Here is a 23,988-nt window from a genome sequence, read left to right as displayed (position 1 = left end):
AATGGCACAACTCACACTGGACGAGGTAACGAAGACGTTCCAAGACGACGACGGCGAAATCATCGCGGTCGACGAGGTATCGGTCGACATCGAGGACGGCGAGTTCCTCTGTGTCGTCGGTCCATCCGGCTGTGGCAAGTCGACGACGCTGCGGATGATTGCCGGGCTCGAAGACATCACGCGCGGGGAGATCCGGCTGGACGGCCAGATTATCAACGATCAGCCGCCGGCCCGCCGGAACGTGGCGATGGTGTTCCAGTCATACGCGCTGTACCCGCATATGACCGTGCGGGAGAACATGGCCTTCGGGCTGGAGGAGTCGACGGATATGCCCGACGACGAAATCAACGAGCGCGTCGAGCAGGCGTGTAAGGACATGGGCATCTTCGAGCTCATCGACCGCAAGCCCGGCGAACTCTCGGGCGGCCAGCAACAGCGCGTGGCGCTGGGCCGCGCGATTGTCCGGGACCCCGAAGTGTTCCTGATGGACGAGCCGCTGGCGAACCTAGACGCGAAGCTCAAAGCCGAGATGCGGACCGAACTGCAGGAACTCCAGCATGACCTCGACGTGACGACGGTGTACGTCACCCACGACCAGACGGAGGCGATGACGATGAGCGACCGCATCGCCATCCTCAACGACGGCGTCCTCCAGCAGTGTGCGACGCCGCTCGAGTGTTACCACGAGCCGAACAATCTCTTTGTCGCCGGCTTCATCGGCGAGCCGTCGATGAACTTCTTCCCGATGACGCTGGAGGGGTCGACGCTCAAAGGCGAGTGGTTCGAGTACGAACTCAGCGACGAGACGGTTGCCGCCGTCGAGGGGACGAGCGACATCACGCTGGGCATCAGACCCGAAGACATCGAGTTCGTCCAGAGCGACACCAGTCCGAACGTGTTCGATTCGACGGTCCACGTCGTCGAGCCACGCGGAAACGAGAACACGGCCCACCTGCAGTTCGATGAGTCGATGGACGACCAGTTCATCGCGACAGTCGGTGGGATGAAACAGCTCAAGGCCGGCCAGCGCGTCAAAGTCCGGTTCCCCGAGAACGCGATTCACCTCTTCGACACGGAGAGCGGCCAGGCGATCCGGAACCGCACGCTCGACGAGATCGAAACGGTCGAATCCGTCGTCTGAGCCGCAACTGCCGCGCTTTTACTGTACTGTCGGACAGCCGGAGGCCTTCGCCCTCAGGACCAGCGGTCGAGCCCGGTCTGGACGACCGAGTCGTCGATGCGCTCGAACCCGCGAGCGACTTCGTCGGCGTCGACCTCCCACTGCTCCGTGACGAACGCCCTAGCGGCATCGATGTCCGGCTCGATGCTGTCCGGGATCTCGTAGTCGTCGGTGGCTGCGGGGTCGAGAAACAGGGTCCGAATACGGTCGGCGTGGTCGATGTGTTCTCCGCGGGCCTCAAGCACCGCGTAGAGGTCGCCGTACTCGTGGAGTTCCTTGACGGCTGTCTTTGGCCCGATACCGGAAATCCCCTCGTTGAAGTCTGTACCCATCAGAATCGCCGCGTCGACCAGCTGCTCCCAGGTGAGGTCGTGCTGCGCAAGCGTGGCCTCGAAGTCCATCAGCTCGGGGTCACCCTTCGACGTAATCTGCCGGAGCGTCATCGGCGCACCGAACAGGAGCGCGTCGTAGTCTTCGGTCCCGACGTAGTCCACGTCTCCCCGCCGGGCCATCACTGACGCCTGCCCCTCGCCTTCTGCCGGGGCGTCGACGATAGGGACGTCGAGTAGCGCAAGCAGGTCCCGCGTCGTGTCGACGATAGTGTCGGTCAGTCGCTGGGTTCGAGAGTCGAGCTTGGCGACACGGGTGCTGTCACCCGCCTCGCGGGCCGCTTCGAGTTCGGACTCGTACTTCGCTCGCTGTTCGCGGCGTTTCTCGACCTCGTCGTCTTTGAGGTCGGTGACCGCACCGTCGAAGACGAACACCGGCGTCATGTCGTGTTCGAAGAACTTCGGCAGGCCCTGAACGACGCCGATGAGGTTTGCCACCTCCTCGCCGTCACTGGTGGTGTATTTCGACTCACTGGTGAACTTCACCGTCGTTGTCAGATAGCGATAGAGCCAGTTGTGGGCGTCAACGGCGACGACACTCCCACCGAGGTCGCCGAACGACACGTCCGACAGCGCCGCAAGCGACCGTAAATCAGCGTTTCCCATTGGCAGGCCTTTGGCCGACAGCCGCTTGAATCCCTCGGAGACGAGGTACTACTCCGCTCCAAGACGAGACAGGTCGACAACGGCGAGCGACTCAGTCGGTCCGTGCGGCTGGCCGGTCGTCCCAGTCGCCGAGAATAGACGGCGGGTCAGCGTCGGCTTTTGCCGTGAGGAACGACTCCTCTTCCGGTGAGAGGTCGCGCTCGCGAAACAGGTCAAGCCCGGCCTGATACCGCTCGGTACTGCGGTCGCCTGGCCAGATGAGGTCGAGTTCGGCCATCCCCGACTCCGCGCCGCTGAAGCAGAACCCGGCCCGGTAGGCGGCCTGATACGAAAAGGGGTTGTTGACGCCGATGGACACACGCTCGAAACCCCGGTCCGTGGCCCGCTCTCGGACGAACCGGAGGAGACGGGCACCGAGTCGGTCCCCCTGCCGGTCCTGCCGAACGGTGATGTACCGGACACAGAGGGTGTCGGGGTCCGTCCGGTCGGCATCGAACGCAGCCGCGGCCACCACCCCATCGTCGCCGACGACGGCCTTTCCGGTCGAGGTCATCACGAACTTCCCCGCGTACGCGAACTGCTCGTGGTCCAGTCGGAGTCGGTGTCCGTCCTCGGGCCAGCCAAGCAGCGTGAACTCCATTGTCCAACTGAACGGGCCGCCCACTGTAATCAGTACTGGTCCCTGTTCCAAGGTTCCAGCCGCCGTCGTCGAATCCGGGAGAGCGAAGTGTCCGGAGCCGGAACGGCCTGTATGAGCGTCTCGACGGTGGGGAACGGTCGTATCGAACTGTCCACTCGGACGGCACTGCTCGCTGTCGGCGACCTGCTGGCGATTGCCGTGTTCGTCGGCGTCGGCGAGGTGACCCACGGCATCAATCCGATACTCAATCCGGGTCGGTTCGCCGGGACGCTGACGCCTTTTTATATCGGCTGGCTCCTCGTCGCGGGATTTGGGGGACTGTACACCGCCGCCGCAACCGCGACGGTTCGAACGGCTCTCGGCCGTACTATCGTGGGGTGGGCGCTGGCAGTTGGAATCGCACAGGGACTCCGGTCAACGGCGCTGTTCCCCGGTAATGCGGCGCTGACGTTCGCACTCGTGTCCATGCTCGTCGGTGGTATGCTGCTGTTGCTCTGGCGGGGCGCGATTGCAATCGCAAAATAGGGGGCTCGCAGCGGAGATGCAGTGTCGGTGACGGACTATCGCAGGTCGGCGACTTCAAGCGACTCTGTCGACTGGATCCATGCTTGGTGGTTCTCTCGGTCGTAAATTACGAACTCCTCGTCCCCGATGTTCAGTTCGGCGTATCGTCGTTCTTCGTCGTCGGTCGCGGCGTCCGTCGTGTTGTCCGTTGCGTTCGTGCTCATTGTCTCGTTTGGAATCGGTGTTCCGTTTTTCTCCGATTTAACGTATCCTGGCGTACCTAATAAGCACACGGACCCAGTTATCATCGGAGAAAATAGTCGGCGTTACCGCATCACTAATCCGCTAATCTAGTTCTCAAATTCTGAAAAAGGGCGTGTCAGTGGCCCCTTTCCCGAGAAACAGATAGCTGCTACAACGGCTACCGTATACCGGTTTGTCGTCACTTAGTTTCGTTTTTGTGTGAGGATACCACCGGCAGACTGTGGCCGTGGGCTAGCGATAGCTGTCCGCTTCGTCCTTATATTGTGAACTGTCCACAGGAATTGTACTAGATAAATCTTTTCCCATTATCCCACTCATAACTTATGAGATTGTTACCCGGCGGGTACTGAGTAAATTTGCAGGGGCCATTGCGTGCATTGTTCCGTATTTTAGGGAAACATTCATATACTACGCTATCATAGAATACATTATACTTATGACGGGTTATTACGACATCATTCTCGGACTCATCCCGCTCGCCATGGCCGGCATCACCGCCTCGCTGCTCGTTGCCGGCTTCGAACTGACGACGGCGATTCCGATGGCATCTGTCGTAACAGTTGGCCTCATCGGCCACGCGATGTTCGTCCGTGCCCCCGTCGACCCGGTCCCGAACGACGCGTCGACCCAGCAGGGTGCGCAGTCAGACCCGCTACAGACCGCGGATTAGACGGCTACCCGTCCATCACCTCTCCTGTTTTCGTTAGATATCCGCTGACCGTGTCCCCGCTCGAACAGATTGGTCACCGCCGGACAGTATAAGAGTCGGTCGCCCAAACGACGGAGTATGACAACAGATGCGACGGCGCTGTTCCTGCAGAGTGACGAGGTTGCCGACCTCGCTGAACCCGCCGAGTACGTCGATGTCGTCCGGGAGGGGTACCGCCAGCGTGGCGACGGTGCCCCGGCGACTCCCAGAACAACGCTGTTCGCGGACGAGCCCGCCGGTATGTTGACGGGCTATCTCGCGATTCTCCCAGATACCGGCGCGATGGGTGGGTACACATACGCGGCCGGCTTCAGCGGGCGGGATGCACACTTTACGCTCCCGATCTTCGACGCCGACAGCGGCGACCCGCTCGCTGTCCTCGACGGTGCGAGCATGAACCCCCACAAGACTGGCGCGGCCGGGGCCGTCGGTGTCGACGCACTGGCCCGCCGCGACGCCAGCGACCTCGCGGTCATCGGCAGCGGTGCGCAGGCCCGCGGTCAGGTCCGTGCGACGGCGACGGTCCGCGACTTCGACCGCATCGAGGTGTACTCGCCGACGGCCAGTAACCGGGAGTCCTTCGCCGCGGAGATGAACGACGCGCTGGACCCCACAGTGGCGGCCGTCGCGTCTCCGGCGGCAGCAATCGAAGGGGCCGATGTCGTCATCACGGCGACCAACGCGAGCGAACCAGTGTTCGACGGCGACCTGCTCGAACCGGGGACCCACGTGACTGCGATGGGCCAGTACCACCCCGAAAAGAACGAACTGGACGCGACGACAATCGAACGCGCCACGTACGTTCCAGACTTGCGCGAACGGGTGACACAGGACGCCGGGTCGTTCATCAACGCCCTCGACGCGGGGGTCGTCGACGAGGACCACGTCCATGCTGAACTCGGTGATATCGTCGCCGGAAACGCACCTGGGCGGCAGTCTCCAGAGGAAATTACAGTCTTCGATTCCGGCGGTACAGCCATCGAAACCGTCGCTGCTGGCCATCTGCTGTACGAGCGGGCGAAGGCAGAAGGCCGAGGCGAGGAGATCGACTTCGCACCCGCGAGCAAAGCCCTGACCGGTCGGTAGCAGTCGCAGGAATTAGAGGTACGGCCCGAGTCCGAGAGCGTCGACGATACTGATGCCGGCGGCGAGCGCACCGATGATGTAGCCGGCGATAGTTCCACCGTTCAACAGCGGGAGTCCTGCATGTGCGCGCCCCTTCAGCACCATCCACAGCAGTATCGTCAGGCCGACGTAGGACCCGACCATCGCGGTCAGCGCCGGTAGCGGGATGCCAAGTACCGTCAGTACGTCCGACGAGGCGAAGAACGCGGCGCTGGCGACGAGTATCGACGGGATGATGGCGTCACCGAGACCGATAAACAGCGCGTCGCGCTCCAGCGGGTCGGCGTGACTGTCGACACCGTCGTCTGCTTCGTCGGTGTCCGTCGCTTCGGCAGGACGGTCGGCCGCCTGGCTCCCGTCCGCAACTGCTGGACTATCTCCGTCGGCCCCGGATTCCGTGGTTGCCGGCCCCTCGGCCGCGTCGTCCGCCGCTGGGGAATCGTCACTCGTCTCGTCTCCTGCCATCGGGTCCGGCGTCGTCGCGTCGAGATACGAGTACGACAGCGTCATCGGGATCACGAGGACGACGGGGACCTTGAGGTCCATCACGCCCGAGGCCAGCGTGAGCATGTGTTCGGTCCCGTAGACGCTAATCGCATCATACACCGCGAGCACGGTTAGCAAGACCAGCGACGGTAGAATCCCGAAACTGATACCGAACAGACCCGCGGCGGCAGCCCCCATCACCGCACCGGCACCGTCGATGACGTACCACTCGGGATAGACCAGCAGGGCCGTCCCCAGGCCCAGCGCTAACAGGCCGGCAACGACGTTGATGCCGCCGAAGGTCAACACCGGCGGCACCAGCACCTGAAACACGTACAGCGAGAGCCAGGCTGCCGAGAAGACGATAAGCCCGCGGATGAGCTGGTCAACGTCGTAGCGGAAGGCAAGCAACATAACGGCCGTCGCGACCAGAATCGCCCCGATGTACATGAGACTATTCGTGGGGTCAGATGGGTCTTCGACGGCCTGGTAACCGGCCGATTCGAAGGGCTGGACCAGCGCCAGCGCGCCGAGCTGGACGAACAGGAAGATACCAGCGATAAGACCACAGCCGCCGAGGATTCGCCACCGTCGCTCCATGCACACACGTCCTGCAGGAACCGATTTGAGCGTTACGAAGCAGGTGTAGACAGGCGTCGGCGGTTCGGAGGGCCGTTACCGCGCGTACAGGACCTTCCCGACCAGCGCTGGAAGATGCACGCTGTCGTTCGGCGAGACTGCAAGGTACGGCCGCTCGACCGGGCCGAACACATCGACGACGGAGCCAACAGTCTGGAGTTCCTCGTCGACTACGTCAGTTCCCACGGACGCGTACTCGTCGTCAGGCGCTCGGACCACTGCGAGTCCCTGTGCGACCCGTGAAACAGTGCCGATACGTTTCATTCACGGAGCGCCTGCATGTAGGCTGCCACGGCCCCGAGCAGGTCGCTTTTCGTCGCATCGTCCGCGTCCTTGACGACGACTCGCCCGCGGGCCTCGTACTCTCGTGGATACGTCTTGTCTCGCTCGATGACCGCGTCGTACCCGACCTGCTGGACCGCTTTCGCGATCTCGTCGACAGTCGGCTTCTCGACGGCCAAATCCAGTGCCACACGACGCCCGTCGCTTCGCGAACGGTTGGCGTCGAGCGCTGCCGGCCAGATAACGTTCTCGACCATACCGGCAGTGGCCGCCCGTGGCATATATGGGTTATCGTCACCGCCGACAGTGGAAAGGTGATTATTGAATGATATATGTGAAGAATCAAGCTTACATACCTCTGTAATCTACCCGTGGCATATGGTAAAGAAAGGGTTACTCGCTATTGCCGCCGTGGTGCTCCTTGTGGCTCTAGGGACAGGAGTTCTTATCGGAGCACAGTTTGCGGGCGGGACAGCGGAGACACCGACACAGACAGCCGATTCACAGAGCAATAACGACGGCGGGAATGGCGGTAGTTCAACGGCGACGGCGACAGCCGGTAATAGCACGACACCGACACCGACGCCGGAATCAAACGGAACACTGACCGAGACAGCGACCCCACAGCAGGAGTCGATCCCCGCACGGGAGTTCAACGAACAGAACGTCTCGAGCTACATCCGGAAGTTCCTCAACGAGGAACGCGAGGCCGCAGGTGTCCCACCGTTCGAATCTGGGCTTCGGACCGAAAAAGACCTCAATGAGATGGCAAAGAACCACAGCAAGCAAATGGCCATCGAAGGGAAGGCAATCCACAAGGTCGACGGTGTCTCCAGTAAAGACCGATACGAAAATACCGGCCTCTATGACCGGTGTACGTTCGACTCTGCAGAGGGCGAGTACATAGAGCAACCGGATCGGAACCGGTTCGAGGCAGTTGAGAAGACAGTCGCCGGCCAAACGTACGAAGAAAACGGCGAGGAGGAGTTCCACGCCACCGACAAGGAAGTCGCAAGGCAGATTGTCGATGACTGGATGGCGTGGCCGGACTACCGTGAACGACTCACACTCCGCAACGCCAATCTCGTCGGCATCGGTGTGGAGATAACCGACACCGGCAACGTGTACGCGACCGCCAACATCTGCGGTTAACGGCTGAACGGGCGAATCGGCTCACTGATCACCGGGTCATCTGTGAGCGCTGTCTTGCCGCCACTGCCCCACATCTCTGTTTCAATGCTACACCTCTACGCATGCGAGCAGTGGTATCGGTATCTCGCCATTCTCTGTGATGACCCGTCCCCCCGAACCGAAGGCGATAATGGCGCAGAGCAAAACCGCCACTGAAACCGGGGCAGCGCCCTCGGTGGTGTCGACACTAGAATGGTGTCGATAGTCGACGCTCGTTGAATACTACGTGTTGGCGGGCGCTCGGGTGCCACTGCCCCAGTAGCCACACACTATGATACGGAGTTTTCAATTCACCCAGGAGATCAGTCCAGCGCAACCGGACACGGACGCTGATACCTGTACCGTTGTGTTATCTGCCGACGGCAAGCAAGCATTCAGTGAAACGCTCAACAGCCACCAAAGCGTGGACCCGATAGTGGATTTGGACGCCGAAGTAACTGACAGATGGATCGTCCGATAATGGACTAGGCGGCAGCGTCGACTCTCTTGTGGTACTTTGAATTGGTCTGACTCCCATTCTCCGTACAGAACTGTATAGTCTGCTGGATGAGCGTCCCAGTTCGTAGTCGTCTCTTCTCGAAACAAAAAAGCCGCTCAGTTACCGCGTTACTCGCTGCTGCCTTCGGAGTCGCCGCCGCTCTTTTGCTCTGCCAGCCAGTCCTCGTACTCGTCCTGTGGGACGACCTCAACGGTCCCGAGCATCTGTGAGTGACCCGAGCCGCAGTACTCAGCACAGTAGAGCTGGTACGTGCCGGTATTACTCGCGCTGGTTCGAAGACGGTTGTACTGGCCGGGGAACGCGTCGGATTTCAGTCCGAGTCCGGGAACGTGGAACGCGTGTAGCCAGTCAGCCGACGTAACCCGCAAAGATACGTCCTGATTGGCCGGTATCTTCAGGTCCGTCCTAGTGGTCACTTCTGCCTCGCCGTCCCAGCTCGATTCGTTGTAGTAGAACGTCCAGCCGTACCGCTGGGCCTCGACGGTAATGAGTTCAGTGTCCTGCTCCTGCAGTGCAGCCTGATCGCCGGCCTCGGCGGTGACGTACGGGCTCGCCATCACCTGATAGGAAGCGACGCCGACGAACAGGAGAATGATCGCCGTCGCGATAGTCCAGGTCACTTCGAGTCGGCGGTTCTCCTGCGTGGGAAGCGCCTCCTCCTGATTACGGAACCGCCAGACGGTGTAGATCAGAATCCCTTCGACGAGGACCGTAATCGGGATAGCGACGTACAGGAGATTCATGTTCAGCCCCCAAATGAGGCTATCCGTTGTCGAGTCCTGAATCTGTGCGGCGGCGGCCGGCTCGGCGGCGAGTGCGAGCAACGCAGCACCGAACAGAGCGACCAGACCGGCGCGTTTCCGGGTCATGGGTGCGGCTTAGGATTTCGGAGATAAATAACTGCTGTCTTCGCCGCAGCCCCTCGATTTGCAGCAATAGGGTAGCAGCACCGCTCCGGATAGAGACAGCGGAATCGCGAGGTCTAAGTGGCCAGCATCGAAGGATACAATAATGGCAGAGAGCCGGACCTTCACCGGGCTGCTCGCCGCGACTGCTGTCGGTGTGTACTTGCTAGTCCTCGCCGGCGCGACTACAACGCTCACAGACGCGGCAGCAGCCTGTACGACCTGGCCGCTGTGTGACGGACCGGTCGACGTGACAAACACGGCCCTGCTGGTCGCCTGGGGCCACCGACTCGTTGCGGCCGCCGTCGGCCTCCTTGTGGTGGCCGTCGCCGCTATCGGCCTTCGCTCTGACTGTCGCGGCCGCGTCAGGGCAGCGATCCTCCTCGGCACTGCGCTATATCCGGTCCAGATTGCGCTGGGGGCTGTCGTCGCGACGAGCACCGAGACAGCACTCCCCGGGGCACACCTTGCGCTGGGGATGGGCATCTTCGGCTCGTTCGTGCTGGCTCTGGCGTGGCACCTCGAAGCTGAGACGGGCAGTGACGACGAGACTCCGGTGAAGAACCCGACACCTGCGCCGGAACCGACCGGAGACGAAGCCGCCGGCCGGCCCACGACACTCTCCCTCCGCGAACGCCTCGTCGGGACCGCGTCTGCGTACTTCCGCCTGATGAAGCCTCGGCTGATGTGGCTTCTGTGCTTGGTCGCCGCAGCCGGAATGGCGCTTGCGGCGGGCCAGACGCTCACCGTTCGAACGGTGTTGCTCACGCTCGGGGGCGGCGTCCTCTCTATCGGTGCGTCGGGGACGTTCAACCACGTTCTCGAACGCGATATCGACAAGCGGATGGACCGGACCTCGGACCGCCCCATCGCGACCCACCAGATTCCGGTCCGGAACGCGTTAGCCTTCGGCCTGCTCCTGTCGCTCGCCTCGCTGTGGCTGTTCTGGCAGGTGAACACGCTCGTGGCCCTGCTCGGACTGACCGCGATTGTGTTCTACAGCGTTATTTACACGCTCGTGCTGAAGCCCAACACCGTCCAGAACACTGTTCTTGGCGGGGCCGCCGGTGCACTGCCGGCGCTCATCGGCTGGGTCGCCGCCGACGGGTCGGTCGGCCTGCCGGGTGTCGTCCTCGCCGGGGTCATTTTCCTCTGGACGCCAGCGCATTTCTACAATCTCGCGCTCGCGTACAAAGACGACTACGAGGCGGGCGGCTTCCCGATGATGCCGGTCGTCCGCGGCGAGACGGAGACGCGCAAGCACATCGTCTACTATCTTGGAGCGACACTCATCGCAGCAGGTGTTCTGGGCGTTCTCACGCCGCTTGGCTGGCTGTATGCCGTCACGTCGGTGTTGCTGGGTGCGGTGTTCCTCTGGACCGTCATCTTGCTCCACCGTGAGCAGACCGAAGCGGCGGCGTTCCGGGCGTTCCACGCGTCGAACGCCTACCTCGGGGCGGTCCTGATCGCCATCGTCGTCGATGCACTGGCCCTATGAGCACCACGACAGCGACCCTCCGGGACGCGATACCGGACACGCGCTCGCTGGTCATCTTGGCGGCCGTCTTGAACGCGGAGGTCATCCTCATTCTGGGCTATATCGTCAACACGGCCCAACCGGCGACGGACCCGTTTCTGCTGGTGTTCCCGTTTATCTGGCTCAACATCGCCGGCCTCGTGTTCCTGCGAGTGCGTCCGGCACTGCCCGGCCGCCGTCGGACGGTCGGCAGTGCTGTGGTCGCGATAGGCTATCTGTTCGTGCTGGGGTACGTCGGCGGCGTGTACGGAACGGGCGGTCAGGGAACCGGCCTCCGACTTGTCACGCAAGCCCCGCCCGGATTCTCGCCGACGGTGGTGTTCAGCGGCGCGACCCTTAGCGTGGTACTCATCCCGTGGAAGGTCGCCGGCTACCTGACGCTCTCGTATCTGGTATTCGTGACTGCCGTCGACGCGAGCGGCGGTACGGTGGGCGGCATCGTCGGTCTCTTTTCCTGTGTCTCCTGTGTCCTCCCGATTATCGCGTCGATACTGGGCGGGTTCGTGGGTGTTGGCGCAACGCTGTCGCAGGCGGCCCTGTCTCAGTCGTATGGCCTCTCGACGGTGGTGTTCGTCACCTCGGTCGGATTGCTGTACGGCGTCCATCGGTTCGACATGACGCTGGTTGGTCGACTCAGAACACTGATCGGCCGACGATAGAGCTTTCAGGCCGACAGGCGTGAAAGCCAGTATGAGTACTGTCGAAATCGAATACTGCGTTCCCTGTGGCTTCCGTGAGCGGGCAGTACGTGCCCAGCAGGCCATCCTCTCGGGACTTGAGCGCGAACTCGACAGCGTCCGACTGGTCATGGGTGACCACGGCGTGTTCAGAATCAGTGTCGACGACGAGACGGTCTACGACAAGGCCGAGGCCGGCGACGAGTTCGACGTGGACGCTATCGTGCGTGAGATACGGTCGTACGTCATGTAGCAGGCCACAGTAACACTGTTCGTGAAACACTGTAGCGAAGCCACTAGCTGTTTGTGGCGGTATGCCACACAACAAGCTATTTATTGTTCTGCTGTGACACTTCCGACATATGGCGACGAAAACCGAATTCTGTGACCACTGTGAAACCACCAGACCAGTCGTCACGGACAAGCCGTGGCTCCCCGCTGTCTGTCTGGAATGTGGCCGCAACGTGTAGCCACTGTCGCACGAGAACGGAACTGCTTTCGGCCACCCGACCGGACGAGGGCGCATGGACGAGGTACTGGTCGCGTCGGATGTCGGGCGGCGCTACGGCGATACGGTCGCACTCGACGGCGTGTCGCTGACGGCGACTGCTGGAGAGGTGCTCGCGCTGGTCGGTCCCAACGGGGCTGGCAAGACCACCCTAGTACGGGCGTTGACCGGAACGACGGACGCGACTGGCGACGTCCGGCTGTTCGGCCAGTCGCCCAGAACGGTCGCTCGTGACCGAATCGGCCTGTTACCGCAGTCGTTTTCACCCCACGAGCGGCTGACGGCGCGGGAATTGCTGGAATACTACGCTGGCCTGTACGACGCGACCCGCGACGTTGCGGCCGTACTCGATGATGTGGGGCTGGCCGACACCGCCAGCACGACCTACGAGAACCTCTCAGGTGGGCAGCAGCGCCGGACCTGCGTCGCGACGGCGCTGATAAACGACCCGGACCTTCTCGTACTGGACGAACCCACCACCGGTATCGACCCGGCAGGTCGTCGTGACCTCTGGCGACTGCTCGAAGGTCTGGCCGACCGCGGCGTGACGATACTCGTGACGACACACTACATGGAGGAGGCCCAGCGCCTGGCGGACCGCGTCGGCCTGCTCGCCGACGGGACACTTGTCGCTCTCGACTCACCGGACCGGCTCGTGGCCGAACACGGCGGCGACAGCCAGCTCATCGTCGATGGGTCCTTCGACGAGGCCGCCGTCTCAGCCATCGACTACCCGGCGGAGACAGCGACCCGGAACGGTCGGCTGGTCGTCTACGGCATCCGTCCAGAGTCTATCGGCAACATCACGGAGCAACTCGGAGAGGCGGGCATCGAGTACGACAGCCTCACCTGGAAACAGCCTGACCTAGAGGACGTGTACCTCGAACTCACCGGGACGGCCGTCGGCCAGCGCGGTGAACCACAGCAGACGGGGCCGGTCGCGGGTGGTGCCCAATGAGCCGACTGGGGCGACTCACAGCGGAGACACGTGCGGCGTCGCTGGCCTTCCTCCGGCGACGGACGGCTGTCTTCTTCACGTTCTTCTTCCCGGTCATCATCGTCGTCATCTTCGGCGTGCTGGTCCAGACCCAGCCCGGTGGCGGCGGGCTGTTCACCGAGCCGCCGAGCTTCTACGCGCCGGGGTATCTGGCTGTCGTCGTCCTGTTTACGCCGCTCTCCCGCGTCGGCAGCGAGGTGGCCCGCCACCGGGACGGGAACCGCTTCGAGAAACTGGCGACGACGCCGCTGACCCGGACCGAGTGGCTGCTGGCGCAGACGCTCGTCAACGTCGTCATCATCGGCATCGCCGGCCTCCTGATTCTGGGCCTGATGGTGTGGCTCACCGGCGCAACAATCCGCCTCTCGGGGCTGTTGCTCCCCTTCGTTGGCCTTGGTGTCGCGCTGTTCTGTGCCGTCGGCGCGATGCTGGGCAGTCTCGCGGACTCACAGGACGGCGTCATCGCGGCGAGCAACGGTATCGCCCTCCCGCTGCTCTTTCTCTCGGAGACATTCGTCCCGCAGACGCTCCTGCCCGCGTGGTTGCCGACGTGGCTCTCGCCGCTGACGTACTTCTCGCGTGGCGTCCGTGCGGCAACGACCGGCACTGGCGATGCACTCGGCCCGCTGGCTGTTCTCACGGTCTGTGCCGTGGTCGGCTTTGCGGTCGGTGCGCGCCTCCTCCCGCAGACAGACTGAGCTCCGTCGCTCCCCACTACAGGCGTGCGACTGATGACAGCAGATCGGACAGTTCTGCTTCAGTCGCGTTCCCCGATTTGATAGCATCTCTGGGGTCGCGGCCCATCTCCTGAGCGGTCTCAATGGCGCGGTCGGGGCCGTAGTCGTAATGGTACACCAGCCAGGCGGCGAGTACCTGGCCGGTGCGGCCGATACCGGCCAGGCAATGAACGACGACCCGCTCCTCTGTCTCACAGGCGTCAACCAGGAACGGCAAGATATCGTCGTGGAGGCGGTCTTGAGGAATAAGTCGGTGGTCGGGAACCGGTACGTGGCGGACTGATGACGCTCCGAAAGCCTCTCGATAGCGCTGGATATTGGCCCCAGCGTCGTCGAGCTGTCGCCCGGGAAGCAGACAGCAGACCCGCTCGATGTCGTGTGCCTGCATGTGTGCGACCCACTCATCGAGAGCGTCCTGATGCGCGGCGGCCGTATGCCAGCCCGGCGCACAGGAGCCGTAGACGTACTCTTCGTTGGAGGCTGCAGGCGCGAAGCGGTGTGGATTCACGATGGGCATAGCACCCGTTACCCTGCCTATCTTACCGACCCTCTTGATTCTACCCACCCAGTTCTCAGCTGTGATTCTCTGAATAGAAGGGCGTTCCTGGAAGGTCGCTTCACAGCCCCGACCAGCGTCAGTGACCACGTTTATACTGTCAGTTCCCCCTACGTCGAGACATGGTGACGTTTCTCGCCGGTGGGACGGGAACGCCGAAGCTCCTCGCCGGTGCCGACGACGTGTTTTCCGCGGCGGCGACGACTGTCGTCGCCAACACCGGCGACGATATCGAACTGGGAGGCCACCTCGTGTGCCCGGACCTCGATACTGTCCTGTTCCTAGACGGTGGCGTCCTCGACCGGGAGACGTGGTGGGGCATCGACGGCGACACCACCGAGACACACACTGAACTGACGCGACTCGCTGACGCCGCCGGGCTTGACGGCGGGCCGCGATACCTTCCCGACGACGCACAGACAGCGGGGCGTGACATCGCTCGCTGGCGGCGCTTCTCCGGCGTTGCGGAGTTCATGCACATCGGCGACCGGGACCGCGCGGTCCACGTCACGCGCACCTCGCTCCTCGATGAGGGCCGATCACTGACTGAGGTGACGCGCACGCTCGCCGACGCCTTCGGACTGGAGCGGTCGCTGTTGCCGATGAGCGACGACCCCGTCGCGTCCATCGTCCACACGCCCGACGGCCCGATGCACTTCCAGGAGTGGTGGGTCGGTCACGGCGGGGAACCGCCGGTCGAGGACGTGGAGTTTCGTGGCTCTGCGGCGGCCAGCGCGACCGACGCCGTTCTGACCGCGCTCGACGATACTGTTGTCATCGGTCCGTCGAACCCTGTGACTTCGCTCGGACCGATGCTCGCCATCGATGAGATTGAACAGGCACTCCACGAAACAACGGTCGTCGCCGTCTCCCCATTCATCGAAGACACGGTGTTCTCGGGGCCGGCGGCGGACCTGATGGCCGGCGTCGGACGTGAGCCAAGTACCGCCGGCGTGGCCGAGGCGTACCCCTTCGCCGACGCGTTCGTACTGGACGATGACGATTCGACGACACTCGATGTCCCCGTCGTCCGAACCGACACGACCCTCGACGACGCGGCCGACGCCGAGCGGGTGAGCCGCGCCGTCGAGACGGCGCTCTCGGAGGTGACCTGATGTTCGAGCCGCGAGTCGCTCTGGCGAGTCTGAGCGGCGAGGCCGACGCATCGTGGGCCCGCGCGGTCGAGTCCCACATCGGGTGTGCGTTCCTCGGCGGTATCGCACTTGACGACCAGACCCGCGAGGCCGCCCGAGCGATGAGGGACCGCGACCGCTCCGAGTTCCTGCCCGACGACCCGGTCGCGTTCGTCGACGACCAGCTCGGCACGCTCGAAGACGCTCCGCTACGCCCGGCGTTCAACGTCCGGAGCGCGACGACAGCGCCCGTAGCGCGGACCGCCGCCGTCTGTCAGCGCCACGGCGCAATCCTCGAAATTAACGCCCACTGCCGGCAAGACGAGATGTGTGCCGCCGGTGCTGGCGAGTCACTACTCCGTGAGCCGGACCGACTGGCGACGCTCGTGGAAGCAGCAGCGGCGACAGGGGCGACGGTTTCGGTGAAAGGTCGTGCCGAACTCGACGGCGTCTCGCTCCCCGCCGTCGCTCGGACTATCGAAGCGGCCGGCGGGGACATGTTCCACGTCGACGCGATGGACTCGGAGCCGGTCGTCGCCGACGTGGCCGACGCCGCCGACCTGTTCATCGTTGCGAACAACGGGGTCCGAGGGACCGAAACCGCGCGTGAGTACCTCTCGTATGGCGCGGACGCCGTCAGCGTCGGTCGCGCGAGCGACCGGCCCGCAGTCCTCGACGAGGTGCGGGCGACGACCGCGTCGTGGTTCGCGTCGGAGGTGTCACCGTGAGCGAGCGGTCGGTCGGGCAGAACGCCCAGCTAGCGCTGCTGCTGGAAGTCTCCGGGACGCCGAAGCCCGGCAACGTCGACCGAGAGCGGGAGTACGACGACCTCCGATTCGAGCACTTCCTGGCCGGCGCTGTCGGAGCACGACCCGGGCTTGACCGCGCAGCCGCGGGCGACCCCCTCGGTCCAGCGTTCGAGGCTGCGGTCGAGGGGATGGCCGGCCAGTCGGGTGGGAACACCCAGTTCGGGGCTTTGCTGGTGCTCACGCCGCTAGTCGCCGCGGCCGCTGACGAGCGGCTGTCACCGTCCGGCGTGGACACTGTGGTCCGTGAGTCGACCGTCGAGGATGCGGCGGCGTTCTACCGTGCTTTCGAGCACGTTGACGTGGCCGTCGACGACCCGCCGGACGGGCTGGAGCCGCTCGACGTTCGCCGCGGAAGCGACGCCGTCCCGGAACTCCGGGCGCGTGAGCTGACGCTGTTCGACGTGATGGAGTCGAGCGCCGACGTCGACGGCGTGGCCGCGGAGTGGGTTTCCGGCTTCGAACGTGTGTTCGAGGCCAGCGAGTGGCTACTGGAGGGGTCCGGGTCGGTCGCCGACCGCGCCTCCGATGTCTTCCTCGAACTGCTCGCGGCGGACCCGGACACCTTCGTCGTCACCCGGCAAGACCGCGAGACGGCAGAGGAGGTCCAGACGCGGGCACAGGCCGTTCTCGACGGCGACGAAGACGCAACCGACCTCGCCGAGGAGTTCGTCGAGCGGGACATCAACCCTGGAACGACTGCGGATATCGTTGCCGGTGCGCTGTTCGTCGCGCTGGAGCGGGGGCTGGAAGTGTGACAGCGGATTCCTCGGCAGGCGGCGGGCGGGACTCCGAGACGGCGTGGCCCGTCGCGCTCGCCGGCGTCACCGAGACTGTCGTCACCACGCTGGGGCCGAACGAGCGCTGGAACGTCGCTGCCCTCGGCGTCCACGCGCCCGACGGCGACGGACCAGCCACGGCGACGACGTGGGGCCGGACCCGGACCTGGCGGAACTTTCGGGAGCGCGGCGGCGGCTACGTCCAGTTCACGCGTGACCCGGTGGACTTCGCCGAGGCGGCGCTATCGGTCCGCGAGGAAGACGACCCCGTCCTCGACAGCGCGGACGCGTGGGTCGAAGTAAACGTTAAGCGGCGAGACGCCGGTACAGAGGGAGACACCCAGTGGGTCGAGTGGGCGCTACAGCCAGTGGACAGCGCCGTTGAACGGCGGGTCGTGCCGACGACCAACCGCGGCCACGCCGCCGTCGTCGAGGCGACCGTCGCGGCCTCGCGGCTGGACGTGCCGAGCTACGACCGCGAGGCGCTGCTGGACCGACTTGCGTACTTCGAGTCAGTGGTCGAGACCGCTGGGAGCGAGCGCGAACGGGCGGCATTCGAGCGCGTTCGCGACCTGGTCGACGCAGAGTGGTAGGCGGGGCGGACAGGCGACACAGTCGGCCCGTGGCAGGCTGTGTCGCACTCCCGCGGGACCTGCCACGGCGACGGTCAGCGCACGGTCACGGGTCGCCCCGCCCCTCCTGATAAACGTTCGCGTGCGTGGTCCGTTCCGAACCCTTTTTGAGTGCGACCAAGCAAGTAGCGCGCATGGCAATCAAACCCGCCTACGTCAAGAAGACCGGGACGCTCCTCATGGAGCGATACCCCGACGCCTTCGGTGCCGACTTCGAACACAACAAAGATGTCGTCGAGGAACTGACAAACATCGAATCCAAGGGTGTCCGCAACCGCATCGCCGGCTACGTCACCCGGAAGATGAACAACCCAGTCGAAGCGTAACTCGGTTCTTTCTCTCTGTCTCCCGCGGCATCTGAGCGGCTGCTCTCCTCAGTCACTGCCCGCTACTGTTCTGGCTGCGCACGCTTGTTGTCACTCTGGCGTTTCCGGTGGATGATGCCCTGCATATTCGCCGTGCGGGCGGCGATATCGCGGAACGACTCGCCGACCTCGCTGTCCTCGTCGAGCACGAGTGGCTCCCCGGTCGCGCCCCCCTCCCTGACTTCGGGGTCGAGCGGAATCTCGCCGAGGAACGGCATCTCCGTCTCGTCGGCGAACTCGCGGCCGCCGCCGCTACCGAAGATGTCGTGCGTGCCGCCACAGTCCGGGCAGACGAACGACGACATGTTCTCGACGATGCCCAGGACAGGGGTCTCGTGGCGACCGAACATCCGCAGCCCCTTCCGGGCGTCGTCGAGGGCGACCTCCTCGGGCGTGGTGACGATGACGGCTCCGGAGACGGGCACCTGCTGGAGCATCGTCAGTTGCGTGTCACCGGTCCCCGGCGGCAGGTCAACGACCATGTAGTCGAGTTCGCCCCAGAGCACGTCGTCCCACAGTTGCGTGAGGACGTTGTCGACCATCGGGCCGCGGAAGATGACGGGGTCGTCCTTGCCGACGAGGAAGTCCATGCTCATCAGTTTCATCCCGTGTTTCTCGACGGGAATTATCTCCTCGTCTTCGGTCGCGCGGGGCTGTTCGTCGGCGTCGAGCATCCGCGGGACGTTCGGCCCGTATACGTCGGCGTCGAACAGGCCGACGCGGGCACCGAGCCGCGAGAGGCCGGCGGCGAGGTTGACCGCGACGGTGGACTTGCCGACGCCGCCCTTGCCCGAGGCGACCGCGATGACGTTCTTGACCTTCGGGAGCGGGTCCTCCGCCTCCGGAACACCGCGGTCGACGCTCGCCGAGAGATCTATTTCGCGGTCAGTGTCGCCAAGTGCCTCGCGGACCTCGTTCGCGATGCTCGTCTCCGTCGGCGAGTACGGCGCACCGAGCGCCAGGTCGATGCTGACCTCGTCGTCGGTCACGTCGATGCTGTTTATCAGCCCGAGCGAGACAATATCGTCCCCAAGGTCCGGGTCCTCGACCGCTCGCAGGCGCTCGCGTACGTCGTCTGTATTCATGCACAGGGGTAGGTCCCGGAGGTGCGATAAGGATTGTGACACTGCCGGACACGCCAGCAATCGAACGACGCCAGCGGTATTGGGGTTCTGGTCAGTACCAAGGCGCACAGATCGGAGCTACCGTGGGTACAGCGGCCCAGTTGGACTCAGGGGCGTCGAAACACGTAGACGCCGCCGTCGTCAAGTTCTGCGCGTAACTCGCCGCTGTCGTGGTCGAACACGAGTCGCTCCGGCGTCCCATCGAACGAGTGCAGCGGCATGCCGGTGTCTACCGCACCGTCGGGAGCCACCGCGACGTGTGTGCGGCCACTGAACTCAGCCCGGAGCGTTCCGTCGTCCGCCTCGGTAACGGCGTCGGCCCCCGCGAACCGTTCGAGGTGGTCACGGACTGCCGCTCGGTCGGTCGGATCAACGCTGCTGCCGCCATCAGTGACGCGCCGGGGCATGTGTGGACCCATGCAGCCCCTGGGGGAATACTTTAGCCCGCCGTCCACATGGTGGGGCTTGGTATTACATGTCTCAGTGGCCATGTCGAACACTCACGCGGCAGACCACCTTCGTTGCGTTTAAATACAACCCCGGAATAGAATCGGATAGACTCGTGTAGGGGGACCGGCCCCCGAGTCCGCGTGCCGCGGGCGCGAGTGTCATAGAACGCGTGTCGTGGTAGCCAAGCCTGGCCCAAGGCGCAGGGTTGCTAACTCTGTGGCGTACAGCCTCCGGGGTTCGAATCCCCGCCACGACGCTCACCCATCAGTACCTACATATGAGTGCAGAAGACCCCAACGCGGGCGAGGACGCGGATGCCGAAGAGGAGGAGGACATCCGCTATTTCGTCCGTATCGGACAGACAGACCTCGACGGGACGAAATCCGTCGAGCGAGCACTGACAGAACTGAACGGTATCGGCCATCGGGCCGCCCGAATCATCGCCCAGAAAGCGGATGTCGACCGGCGCGCTGTCTTCGGCAAGCTCGACGACGACGTCATCGAGCGCGTCGTCGACCACGTCGAGAACTTCGCCGACGAGGTGCCCGAGTGGATGGCCAACCACCAGAAGGATTACTTCACTGGTGAGACCACCCACGAGACCGGCAACGACCTCCAGCTCACCCGCCGGCAGGACATCAACCGCATGAAGATGATCGACTCCTACCGCGGTATCCGCCACAAGCGTGGCCAGAAGGTTCGTGGACAGCGTACCAAGTCCACCGGCCGGACGGAGGGGACCATCGGCGTCAACGTCGAGGCGATCAAAGAAGAGCAGGCCGAAGATGCCGCCGCGGAGGATGACGAATAATGGCACTTGGCTCAAACACGAAGTTCTACGAGACGCCGAACCACCCCTTCCAGGGCGAGCGCATCGCCGACGAGGCCAACCTCATCGGCCGCTACGGCCTGAAGAACAAGGAGGAGCTCTGGCGCGCACAGTCCGAGCTTCGTGGCTACCGTCGTGAGGCCCGGAAGCTGCTGGGCAGCGCTGGCGAACACGAGACCGAGTCCGAGGAGTTCCTCGCTCGGCTCAAGCGCTACGGCATCCTCAACGAGCAGGACCAGCTCGACGACGTGCTGTCGCTCGACGTGACCGACGTGCTGGAACGCCGCCTGCAGACGGTCGTCTACCGCAAGGGCTACGCGAACACGCCCGAGCAGGCCCGCCAGTTCATCGTCCACGGACACATCGTGCTGGACGACGCTCGCGTCACCCGGCCCGGCATGACGGTCGAAACCGCTGTCGAGAGCTCGGTCGGTTTCGACGAGCACAGCTCGCTGTCGGACGAACTCCACCCTGAGCGCGCGGAGGCCCAAGAATGAGCGAAGACACTGAAGACATCTGGGGCATCGCCCACGTGCACGCATCGTTCAACAACACGATCATCACCATCACCGACCAGACCGGCGCGGAGACGCTCGCGAAGAGCTCCGGCGGGACGGTCGTCAAGCAGAACCGCGACGAGGCGTCGCCGTACGCGGCGATGCAGATGGCCGAGGTCGTTGCGGAGAAGGCCCTCGACCGTGGCGTCGAAGGCGTCGACGTTCGGGTCCGCGGTCCCGGCGGCAACCTCCAGACCTCGCCCGGCCCGGGTGCGCAGGCGACGATCCGCGCACTCGCCCGAGCGGGGCTGGAGATCGGTCGCATCGAGGACGTCACGCCGACCCCGCACGACGGTACTCGTGCACCCAAGAACTCCGGATTCTAACCAATGACACAGGACTACGAGGTTGAGTTCGTCGAACGCGGCGAGCGCGAGGCGCGGATCCTCGTGCGCGGCATCACGCCGGCTTTCGCTAACGGCATCCGCCGAGCGATGGTCGCGGACGTACCGACGTTCAGTATCGATACCGTCCGCGTCATCGAGAACACCAGCGTGATGTTCAACGAGCAGATCGGTCTCCGACTGGGACTGGTCCCGCTGACGACCGACCTCGACGACTTCGAGATCGGCGACGAGGTGACGCTGTCGCTGTCCGTCGACGGGCCGGCCACGGCCTACTCCAGCGACCTCGTCTCCTCGGACCCGATGGTCGAGGCGGCCGACGACAACATCCCGATCATCGACCTCAAGGAGGGCCAACGTCTCGAAGTCGAGGCCGACGCCGTCCTCGACACCGGTCGGGAACACGCCAAACATCAGGGCGGCGTGGCCGTCGGCTACCGACACCTCCAGCAGGTGGAGGTCGTCGGCGACCTCGGCGAGTTCGAGGACGACGATCCGAACATCCTGCGTGGCGTCATCGAAGAGCAGGCGGCCGAACACGCCGCCGGCGACGCCACCAACGGTGAACTCGTCGCGACAGACGAGTTCGACAACGACCTCCGGAACCGCTACCCCGGCAAAGACGTCGAGGTTTCGGACGTGCCGAACGCGTTCGTGTTCCACGTCGAGACGGACGGGTCGTTCACCACCGAGGAACTGGTCCTGCGCGCGGTCGAGACGCTGCGTGACCGCGCGACCGAACTGAAAGACGCAGTCCAGCTGTAACGACACAATGCCCCGACACACCCCATCGACACCGATGACCGCCCGCTCCCCGAGCGCGAGGACCGAAAGGGGTTTTACGGGGCACGCAAAACGAACAATCGCGCGCAGGGATAGCCAAGTTTGGCCAACGGCGCAGCGTTCAGGGCGCTGTCCCGTAGGGGTCCGCAGGTTCAAATCCTGCTCCCTGCACTTTTCCCACAACGGAGGAATCATATGAGTAAGACGAACCCGAGACTCAGTAGTCTCATCGCCGACCTGAAGTCAGCCGCCCGCAGTTCGGGCGGTGCTGTCTGGGGCGACGTCGCCGAGCGCTTAGAAAAGCCACGGCGCACACACGCGGAAGTCAACCTCGGCCGTATCGAACGATACGCCCAGGAAGACGAAACCGTCGTTGTGCCCGGCAAGGTGCTTGGCTCCGGTGTCCTGCAGAAGGATGTCACCGTCGCCGCTGTCGACTTCTCCGGAACCGCCGAGACGAAGATCGACCAGGTTGGAGAGGCTGTATCACTCGAACAGGCAATCGAAAACAACCCAGAAGGCTCCCACGTCCGGGTGATCCGATGAGCGTCGCAGAGTTCGACGCGGATGTCATCATTGACGCCCGCGACTGTATCATGGGCCGCGTCGCATCACAGGTCGCCGAACAGGCACTCGACGGCGAGACGGTCGCTGTCGTCAACGCCGAACGCGCCGTGATCACCGGCCGAGAGGAGCAGATAACGGAGAAGTACAAGAAACGTGTCGACATCGGTAACGACAACGGGTACTTCTACCCCAAGCGACCGGACGGCATCTTCAAGCGCACCATCCGCGGCATGCTGCCCCACAAGAAGCAGCGTGGCCGCGAGGCGTTCGAGAACGTCCGTGTCTACCTCGGCAACCCGTACGACGAGGACGGCGAGGTCCTAGACGGCACGTCGCTTGACCGACTGTCGAACATCAAGTTCGTCACGCTGGGCGAAATCAGCGAAACGCTTGGAGCGAACAAGACATGGTAACGAACACGTCTGGCAAGAAGAAGACCGCCGTCGCCCGCGCGACCGTACGCGAGGGCGAGGGCCGCGTGCGTATCGACTCGCAGCCGGTCGAACTCGTCGACCCAGAGCTGGCGCAGCTCAAGATGCTGGAACCGTTCCGCATCGCCGAGGACGACCTCCGCGGCGAGGTTGACGTTGAAGTGTCCGTCGAAGGTGGCGGCGTCATGGGGCAGGCAGATGCCGCCCGAACCGCCATCGCTCGCGGGCTCGTCGACCACACCAACGACGCCGAACTCCGCGACGCGTTCATGGAGTTCGACCGCTCGCTGCTGGTCAACGACGTTCGCCAGTCCGAACCCAAGAAGTGGGGCGGCCCCGGTGCGCGGGCCCGCTACCAGAAATCGTACCGCTAAGGTGATACAGGTATGATGGTACCGGTTCGGTGTTTCACGTGCGGTAACGTCGTCGGCGAACACTGGGAGGAGTTCAAGGCTCGCACCCGCGAGGCCGAGGAGCCAGAGGACCCGGAGAAGGTCCTCGACGAACTCGGCGTCGAGCGGCACTGCTGTCGCCGGATGCTCGTCTCGCACAAAGACCTCGTCGACATCGTCTCACCCTACCAATGAACGCACAGGAAAGCCGCTACGAGAAGGCCCGCAAACTCGGCGCACGAGCGCTGCAGTTGGCCCACGGCGCTCCCGTGCTCATCGAGACGGAACACACCCAGCCGATACTCATCGCCGCCGAGGAGTACGACGCTGGCGTCCTACCGTTTACGGTCAACAGGAGTGACTAA

34 protein-coding genes and 2 tRNA genes are annotated in these 23,988 nt (G+C 63.9%); 26 read left to right on the top strand and 10 right to left on the bottom strand.

From position 1 onward, the window contains the following. Nucleotide 1: 1 nt before the first annotated feature. The gene (locus AMS69_RS00335) at nucleotides 2-1,141 is read left to right on the top strand and encodes an ABC transporter ATP-binding protein (protein ID WP_053966120.1); all 1,140 of its coding nucleotides are present in this window, start codon (nucleotides 2-4) and stop codon (nucleotides 1,139-1,141) included. 53 nt (nucleotides 1,142-1,194) lie between these two features. Here the strand turns inward: AMS69_RS00335 and fen are convergent, their stop codons facing one another. Together fen and AMS69_RS00325 are read right to left on the bottom strand one after the other, a co-directional pair. Continuing rightward, entirely contained in the window at nucleotides 1,195-2,175 is a 981-nt protein-coding gene (fen, locus tag AMS69_RS00330; RefSeq protein ID WP_053966119.1) for a flap endonuclease-1, read from the bottom strand. A 91-nt stretch (nucleotides 2,176-2,266) separates the two neighbouring features. Continuing rightward, nucleotides 2,267-2,815: a GNAT family N-acetyltransferase gene (locus tag AMS69_RS00325; RefSeq protein ID WP_053966118.1), complete on the bottom strand. Its 549-nt coding sequence runs from the start codon at nucleotides 2,813-2,815 to the stop codon at nucleotides 2,267-2,269. Between the two features lie 111 nt (nucleotides 2,816-2,926). On the opposite strand from AMS69_RS00325, the gene AMS69_RS00320 reads away from it, so the two are divergent. After that, entirely contained in the window at nucleotides 2,927-3,340 is a 414-nt protein-coding gene (locus AMS69_RS00320) for a DUF3054 domain-containing protein (RefSeq protein WP_053966117.1), read from the top strand. Between the two features lie 35 nt (nucleotides 3,341-3,375). Here the strand turns inward: AMS69_RS00320 and AMS69_RS20430 are convergent, their stop codons facing one another. Next, the gene (locus AMS69_RS20430; protein WP_170083836.1) at nucleotides 3,376-3,543 is read right to left on the bottom strand and encodes a DUF7331 family protein; all 168 of its coding nucleotides are present in this window, start codon (nucleotides 3,541-3,543) and stop codon (nucleotides 3,376-3,378) included. 476 nt (nucleotides 3,544-4,019) lie between these two features. Here AMS69_RS20430 and AMS69_RS00315 point away from each other — a divergent pair, with 476 nt between their 5' ends. Continuing rightward, complete coding sequence (locus AMS69_RS00315) at nucleotides 4,020-4,253, top strand: hypothetical protein (RefSeq protein ID WP_053966116.1); 234 nt, start codon at nucleotides 4,020-4,022, stop codon at nucleotides 4,251-4,253. 117 nt (nucleotides 4,254-4,370) lie between these two features. Beyond that, nucleotides 4,371-5,378 (top strand): ornithine cyclodeaminase family protein, encoded by a 1,008-nt coding sequence (locus AMS69_RS00310; RefSeq protein ID WP_053966115.1) that lies wholly within the window; start codon nucleotides 4,371-4,373, stop codon nucleotides 5,376-5,378. 12 nt (nucleotides 5,379-5,390) lie between these two features. Here AMS69_RS00310 and AMS69_RS00305 read toward each other — a convergent pair whose 3' ends face one another. The 3 genes from AMS69_RS00305 to srp19 form a co-directional block, all read right to left on the bottom strand. Beyond that, a complete protein-coding gene (locus AMS69_RS00305) occupies nucleotides 5,391-6,503 on the bottom strand; it encodes a presenilin family intramembrane aspartyl protease PSH (RefSeq protein WP_053966114.1) in 1,113 nt (370 codons plus the stop codon). A 75-nt stretch (nucleotides 6,504-6,578) separates the two neighbouring features. Next, on the bottom strand, nucleotides 6,579-6,806 hold the full coding sequence (locus tag AMS69_RS00300) for an H/ACA ribonucleoprotein complex subunit GAR1 (RefSeq protein WP_053966113.1): 228 nt from the start codon (nucleotides 6,804-6,806) through the stop codon (nucleotides 6,579-6,581). Beyond that, a complete protein-coding gene (gene srp19, locus AMS69_RS00295) occupies nucleotides 6,803-7,081 on the bottom strand; it encodes a signal recognition particle subunit SRP19 (RefSeq protein WP_053966112.1) in 279 nt (92 codons plus the stop codon). The genes AMS69_RS00300 and srp19 overlap by 4 nt, the downstream gene beginning before the upstream one ends. Nucleotides 7,082-7,202: 121 nt before the next feature. Here srp19 and AMS69_RS00290 point away from each other — a divergent pair, with 121 nt between their 5' ends. Continuing rightward, nucleotides 7,203-7,976 (top strand): CAP domain-containing protein, encoded by a 774-nt coding sequence (locus AMS69_RS00290; RefSeq protein ID WP_053966111.1) that lies wholly within the window; start codon nucleotides 7,203-7,205, stop codon nucleotides 7,974-7,976. 645 nt (nucleotides 7,977-8,621) lie between these two features. On the opposite strand, the gene coxB is transcribed toward AMS69_RS00290, so the two are convergent. Beyond that, the gene (gene coxB, locus AMS69_RS00285; protein ID WP_053966110.1) at nucleotides 8,622-9,383 is read right to left on the bottom strand and encodes a cytochrome c oxidase subunit II; all 762 of its coding nucleotides are present in this window, start codon (nucleotides 9,381-9,383) and stop codon (nucleotides 8,622-8,624) included. A gap of 142 nt (nucleotides 9,384-9,525) precedes the next feature. On the opposite strand from coxB, the gene AMS69_RS00280 reads away from it, so the two are divergent. From AMS69_RS00280 to AMS69_RS00260, 5 genes are all read left to right on the top strand, one after another. After that, nucleotides 9,526-10,917, top strand: coding sequence for a heme o synthase (locus AMS69_RS00280; RefSeq protein ID WP_053966109.1), 1,392 nt, complete (start codon nucleotides 9,526-9,528; stop codon nucleotides 10,915-10,917). Further along, complete coding sequence (locus tag AMS69_RS00275) at nucleotides 10,914-11,615, top strand: DUF7546 family protein (RefSeq protein ID WP_053966108.1); 702 nt, start codon at nucleotides 10,914-10,916, stop codon at nucleotides 11,613-11,615. Before AMS69_RS00280 ends, AMS69_RS00275 begins: the two co-directional genes overlap by 4 nt. Nucleotides 11,616-11,646: 31 nt before the next feature. After that, the gene (locus AMS69_RS00270) at nucleotides 11,647-11,886 is read left to right on the top strand and encodes an Rdx family protein (RefSeq protein ID WP_053966107.1); all 240 of its coding nucleotides are present in this window, start codon (nucleotides 11,647-11,649) and stop codon (nucleotides 11,884-11,886) included. A 271-nt stretch (nucleotides 11,887-12,157) separates the two neighbouring features. After that, nucleotides 12,158-13,099: an ABC transporter ATP-binding protein gene (locus AMS69_RS00265; RefSeq protein ID WP_053966106.1), complete on the top strand. Its 942-nt coding sequence runs from the start codon at nucleotides 12,158-12,160 to the stop codon at nucleotides 13,097-13,099. After that, complete coding sequence (locus AMS69_RS00260) at nucleotides 13,096-13,836, top strand: ABC transporter permease (protein ID WP_053966105.1); 741 nt, start codon at nucleotides 13,096-13,098, stop codon at nucleotides 13,834-13,836. The genes AMS69_RS00265 and AMS69_RS00260 overlap by 4 nt, the downstream gene beginning before the upstream one ends. 16 nt (nucleotides 13,837-13,852) lie before the next feature. Here the strand turns inward: AMS69_RS00260 and AMS69_RS00255 are convergent, their stop codons facing one another. After that, complete coding sequence (locus AMS69_RS00255; RefSeq protein ID WP_053966104.1) at nucleotides 13,853-14,392, bottom strand: protein-tyrosine phosphatase family protein; 540 nt, start codon at nucleotides 14,390-14,392, stop codon at nucleotides 13,853-13,855. Between the two features lie 161 nt (nucleotides 14,393-14,553). Between AMS69_RS00255 and cofD the strand changes: the two genes are divergently transcribed. From cofD to AMS69_RS00230, 5 genes are all read left to right on the top strand, one after another. Then, on the top strand, nucleotides 14,554-15,546 hold the full coding sequence (cofD, locus tag AMS69_RS00250) for a 2-phospho-L-lactate transferase (protein ID WP_053966103.1): 993 nt from the start codon (nucleotides 14,554-14,556) through the stop codon (nucleotides 15,544-15,546). Then, nucleotides 15,546-16,292 (top strand): tRNA-dihydrouridine synthase, encoded by a 747-nt coding sequence (locus AMS69_RS00245; protein ID WP_053966102.1) that lies wholly within the window; start codon nucleotides 15,546-15,548, stop codon nucleotides 16,290-16,292. Before cofD ends, AMS69_RS00245 begins: the two co-directional genes overlap by 1 nt. Further along, entirely contained in the window at nucleotides 16,265-17,128 is an 864-nt protein-coding gene (locus tag AMS69_RS00240) for a triphosphoribosyl-dephospho-CoA synthase (protein WP_053966101.1), read from the top strand. Before AMS69_RS00245 ends, AMS69_RS00240 begins: the two co-directional genes overlap by 28 nt. Further along, on the top strand, nucleotides 17,125-17,742 hold the full coding sequence (locus AMS69_RS00235; protein WP_053966100.1) for a DUF447 domain-containing protein: 618 nt from the start codon (nucleotides 17,125-17,127) through the stop codon (nucleotides 17,740-17,742). Before AMS69_RS00240 ends, AMS69_RS00235 begins: the two co-directional genes overlap by 4 nt. A 173-nt stretch (nucleotides 17,743-17,915) precedes the next feature. Then, nucleotides 17,916-18,107, top strand: coding sequence for a 30S ribosomal protein S17e (locus AMS69_RS00230; protein ID WP_004516807.1), 192 nt, complete (start codon nucleotides 17,916-17,918; stop codon nucleotides 18,105-18,107). 62 nt (nucleotides 18,108-18,169) lie between these two features. On the opposite strand, the gene AMS69_RS00225 is transcribed toward AMS69_RS00230, so the two are convergent. Continuing rightward, nucleotides 18,170-19,231 (bottom strand): Mrp/NBP35 family ATP-binding protein, encoded by a 1,062-nt coding sequence (locus AMS69_RS00225; protein WP_053966099.1) that lies wholly within the window; start codon nucleotides 19,229-19,231, stop codon nucleotides 18,170-18,172. Nucleotides 19,232-19,377: 146 nt separating this feature from the next. Continuing rightward, on the bottom strand, nucleotides 19,378-19,677 hold the full coding sequence (locus AMS69_RS00220; RefSeq protein WP_053966098.1) for a hypothetical protein: 300 nt from the start codon (nucleotides 19,675-19,677) through the stop codon (nucleotides 19,378-19,380). Nucleotides 19,678-19,891: 214 nt separating this feature from the next. Here AMS69_RS00220 and AMS69_RS00215 point away from each other — a divergent pair. The 11 genes from AMS69_RS00215 (at nucleotide 19,892) to AMS69_RS00165 (ending at nucleotide 23,988) form a co-directional block, all read left to right on the top strand. Next, a tRNA-Ser gene (locus tag AMS69_RS00215) sits at nucleotides 19,892-19,976 on the top strand. A gap of 21 nt (nucleotides 19,977-19,997) precedes the next feature. Next, a complete protein-coding gene (locus AMS69_RS00210) occupies nucleotides 19,998-20,531 on the top strand; it encodes a 30S ribosomal protein S13 (protein ID WP_053966998.1) in 534 nt (177 codons plus the stop codon). After that, a complete protein-coding gene (locus AMS69_RS00205; RefSeq protein WP_004593562.1) occupies nucleotides 20,531-21,046 on the top strand; it encodes a 30S ribosomal protein S4 in 516 nt (171 codons plus the stop codon). Before AMS69_RS00210 ends, AMS69_RS00205 begins: the two co-directional genes overlap by 1 nt. Continuing rightward, a complete protein-coding gene (locus AMS69_RS00200) occupies nucleotides 21,043-21,432 on the top strand; it encodes a 30S ribosomal protein S11 (protein WP_005535604.1) in 390 nt (129 codons plus the stop codon). The genes AMS69_RS00205 and AMS69_RS00200 overlap by 4 nt, the downstream gene beginning before the upstream one ends. A gap of 3 nt (nucleotides 21,433-21,435) precedes the next feature. Beyond that, nucleotides 21,436-22,215 carry a DNA-directed RNA polymerase subunit D gene (locus AMS69_RS00195; RefSeq protein WP_004593560.1) on the top strand — a complete coding sequence of 260 codons (780 nt, stop codon included), beginning with the start codon at nucleotides 21,436-21,438 and terminating at the stop codon, nucleotides 22,213-22,215. Between the two features lie 104 nt (nucleotides 22,216-22,319). After that, nucleotides 22,320-22,404, top strand: a tRNA-Leu gene (locus AMS69_RS00190). 24 nt (nucleotides 22,405-22,428) lie between these two features. Further along, complete coding sequence (locus tag AMS69_RS00185) at nucleotides 22,429-22,779, top strand: 50S ribosomal protein L18e (protein WP_004516800.1); 351 nt, start codon at nucleotides 22,429-22,431, stop codon at nucleotides 22,777-22,779. After that, nucleotides 22,776-23,213 carry a 50S ribosomal protein L13 gene (locus AMS69_RS00180; protein ID WP_053966097.1) on the top strand — a complete coding sequence of 146 codons (438 nt, stop codon included), beginning with the start codon at nucleotides 22,776-22,778 and terminating at the stop codon, nucleotides 23,211-23,213. Before AMS69_RS00185 ends, AMS69_RS00180 begins: the two co-directional genes overlap by 4 nt. Beyond that, nucleotides 23,207-23,605, top strand: a complete 399-nt coding sequence (locus tag AMS69_RS00175; RefSeq protein WP_004516798.1) for a 30S ribosomal protein S9 — start codon at nucleotides 23,207-23,209, stop codon at nucleotides 23,603-23,605. The genes AMS69_RS00180 and AMS69_RS00175 overlap by 7 nt, the downstream gene beginning before the upstream one ends. A 12-nt stretch (nucleotides 23,606-23,617) precedes the next feature. Further along, nucleotides 23,618-23,818, top strand: a complete 201-nt coding sequence (locus tag AMS69_RS00170) for a DNA-directed RNA polymerase subunit N (protein WP_004516797.1) — start codon at nucleotides 23,618-23,620, stop codon at nucleotides 23,816-23,818. Further along, nucleotides 23,815-23,988: a DNA-directed RNA polymerase subunit K gene (locus tag AMS69_RS00165; RefSeq protein ID WP_004516796.1), complete on the top strand. Its 174-nt coding sequence runs from the start codon at nucleotides 23,815-23,817 to the stop codon at nucleotides 23,986-23,988. Before AMS69_RS00170 ends, AMS69_RS00165 begins: the two co-directional genes overlap by 4 nt.

This window comes from Haloarcula rubripromontorii, from assembly GCF_001280425.1.
GTDB lineage: Archaea > Halobacteriota > Halobacteria > Halobacteriales > Haloarculaceae > Haloarcula > Haloarcula rubripromontorii.
This window is presented reverse-complemented; position numbering and strand designations above follow the sequence as displayed.

What these genes read in the sequence shown, in the direction of transcription:
- AMS69_RS00335 (WP_053966120.1), top strand. Translation starts at nt 2, where the DNA reads ATGGCACAACTCACACTGGACGAGGTAACGAAGACGTTCCAAGACGAC.
- fen (WP_053966119.1), bottom strand. Translation starts at nt 2,175, where the DNA reads ATGGGAAACGCTGATTTACGGTCGCTTGCGGCGCTGTCGGACGTGTCG.
- AMS69_RS00325 (WP_053966118.1), bottom strand. Translation starts at nt 2,815, where the DNA reads ATGGAGTTCACGCTGCTTGGCTGGCCCGAGGACGGACACCGACTCCGA.
- AMS69_RS00320 (WP_053966117.1), top strand. Translation starts at nt 2,927, where the DNA reads ATGAGCGTCTCGACGGTGGGGAACGGTCGTATCGAACTGTCCACTCGG.
- AMS69_RS20430 (WP_170083836.1), bottom strand. Translation starts at nt 3,543, where the DNA reads ATGAGCACGAACGCAACGGACAACACGACGGACGCCGCGACCGACGAC.
- AMS69_RS00315 (WP_053966116.1), top strand. Translation starts at nt 4,020, where the DNA reads ATGACGGGTTATTACGACATCATTCTCGGACTCATCCCGCTCGCCATG.
- AMS69_RS00310 (WP_053966115.1), top strand. Translation starts at nt 4,371, where the DNA reads ATGACAACAGATGCGACGGCGCTGTTCCTGCAGAGTGACGAGGTTGCC.
- AMS69_RS00305 (WP_053966114.1), bottom strand. Translation starts at nt 6,503, where the DNA reads ATGGAGCGACGGTGGCGAATCCTCGGCGGCTGTGGTCTTATCGCTGGT.
- AMS69_RS00300 (WP_053966113.1), bottom strand. Translation starts at nt 6,806, where the DNA reads ATGAAACGTATCGGCACTGTTTCACGGGTCGCACAGGGACTCGCAGTG.
- srp19 (WP_053966112.1), bottom strand. Translation starts at nt 7,081, where the DNA reads ATGGTCGAGAACGTTATCTGGCCGGCAGCGCTCGACGCCAACCGTTCG.
- AMS69_RS00290 (WP_053966111.1), top strand. Translation starts at nt 7,203, where the DNA reads ATGGTAAAGAAAGGGTTACTCGCTATTGCCGCCGTGGTGCTCCTTGTG.
- coxB (WP_053966110.1), bottom strand. Translation starts at nt 9,383, where the DNA reads ATGACCCGGAAACGCGCCGGTCTGGTCGCTCTGTTCGGTGCTGCGTTG.
- AMS69_RS00280 (WP_053966109.1), top strand. Translation starts at nt 9,526, where the DNA reads ATGGCAGAGAGCCGGACCTTCACCGGGCTGCTCGCCGCGACTGCTGTC.
- AMS69_RS00275 (WP_053966108.1), top strand. Translation starts at nt 10,914, where the DNA reads ATGAGCACCACGACAGCGACCCTCCGGGACGCGATACCGGACACGCGC.
- AMS69_RS00270 (WP_053966107.1), top strand. Translation starts at nt 11,647, where the DNA reads ATGAGTACTGTCGAAATCGAATACTGCGTTCCCTGTGGCTTCCGTGAG.
- AMS69_RS00265 (WP_053966106.1), top strand. Translation starts at nt 12,158, where the DNA reads ATGGACGAGGTACTGGTCGCGTCGGATGTCGGGCGGCGCTACGGCGAT.
- AMS69_RS00260 (WP_053966105.1), top strand. Translation starts at nt 13,096, where the DNA reads ATGAGCCGACTGGGGCGACTCACAGCGGAGACACGTGCGGCGTCGCTG.
- AMS69_RS00255 (WP_053966104.1), bottom strand. Translation starts at nt 14,392, where the DNA reads ATGCCCATCGTGAATCCACACCGCTTCGCGCCTGCAGCCTCCAACGAA.
- cofD (WP_053966103.1), top strand. Translation starts at nt 14,554, where the DNA reads ATGGTGACGTTTCTCGCCGGTGGGACGGGAACGCCGAAGCTCCTCGCC.
- AMS69_RS00245 (WP_053966102.1), top strand. Translation starts at nt 15,546, where the DNA reads ATGTTCGAGCCGCGAGTCGCTCTGGCGAGTCTGAGCGGCGAGGCCGAC.
- AMS69_RS00230 (WP_004516807.1), top strand. Translation starts at nt 17,916, where the DNA reads ATGGCAATCAAACCCGCCTACGTCAAGAAGACCGGGACGCTCCTCATG.
- AMS69_RS00225 (WP_053966099.1), bottom strand. Translation starts at nt 19,231, where the DNA reads ATGAATACAGACGACGTACGCGAGCGCCTGCGAGCGGTCGAGGACCCG.
- AMS69_RS00220 (WP_053966098.1), bottom strand. Translation starts at nt 19,677, where the DNA reads ATGCCCCGGCGCGTCACTGATGGCGGCAGCAGCGTTGATCCGACCGAC.
- AMS69_RS00210 (WP_053966998.1), top strand. Translation starts at nt 19,998, where the DNA reads ATGAGTGCAGAAGACCCCAACGCGGGCGAGGACGCGGATGCCGAAGAG.
- AMS69_RS00205 (WP_004593562.1), top strand. Translation starts at nt 20,531, where the DNA reads ATGGCACTTGGCTCAAACACGAAGTTCTACGAGACGCCGAACCACCCC.
- AMS69_RS00200 (WP_005535604.1), top strand. Translation starts at nt 21,043, where the DNA reads ATGAGCGAAGACACTGAAGACATCTGGGGCATCGCCCACGTGCACGCA.
- AMS69_RS00195 (WP_004593560.1), top strand. Translation starts at nt 21,436, where the DNA reads ATGACACAGGACTACGAGGTTGAGTTCGTCGAACGCGGCGAGCGCGAG.
- AMS69_RS00185 (WP_004516800.1), top strand. Translation starts at nt 22,429, where the DNA reads ATGAGTAAGACGAACCCGAGACTCAGTAGTCTCATCGCCGACCTGAAG.
- AMS69_RS00180 (WP_053966097.1), top strand. Translation starts at nt 22,776, where the DNA reads ATGAGCGTCGCAGAGTTCGACGCGGATGTCATCATTGACGCCCGCGAC.
- AMS69_RS00175 (WP_004516798.1), top strand. Translation starts at nt 23,207, where the DNA reads ATGGTAACGAACACGTCTGGCAAGAAGAAGACCGCCGTCGCCCGCGCG.
- AMS69_RS00170 (WP_004516797.1), top strand. Translation starts at nt 23,618, where the DNA reads ATGATGGTACCGGTTCGGTGTTTCACGTGCGGTAACGTCGTCGGCGAA.
- AMS69_RS00165 (WP_004516796.1), top strand. Translation starts at nt 23,815, where the DNA reads ATGAACGCACAGGAAAGCCGCTACGAGAAGGCCCGCAAACTCGGCGCA.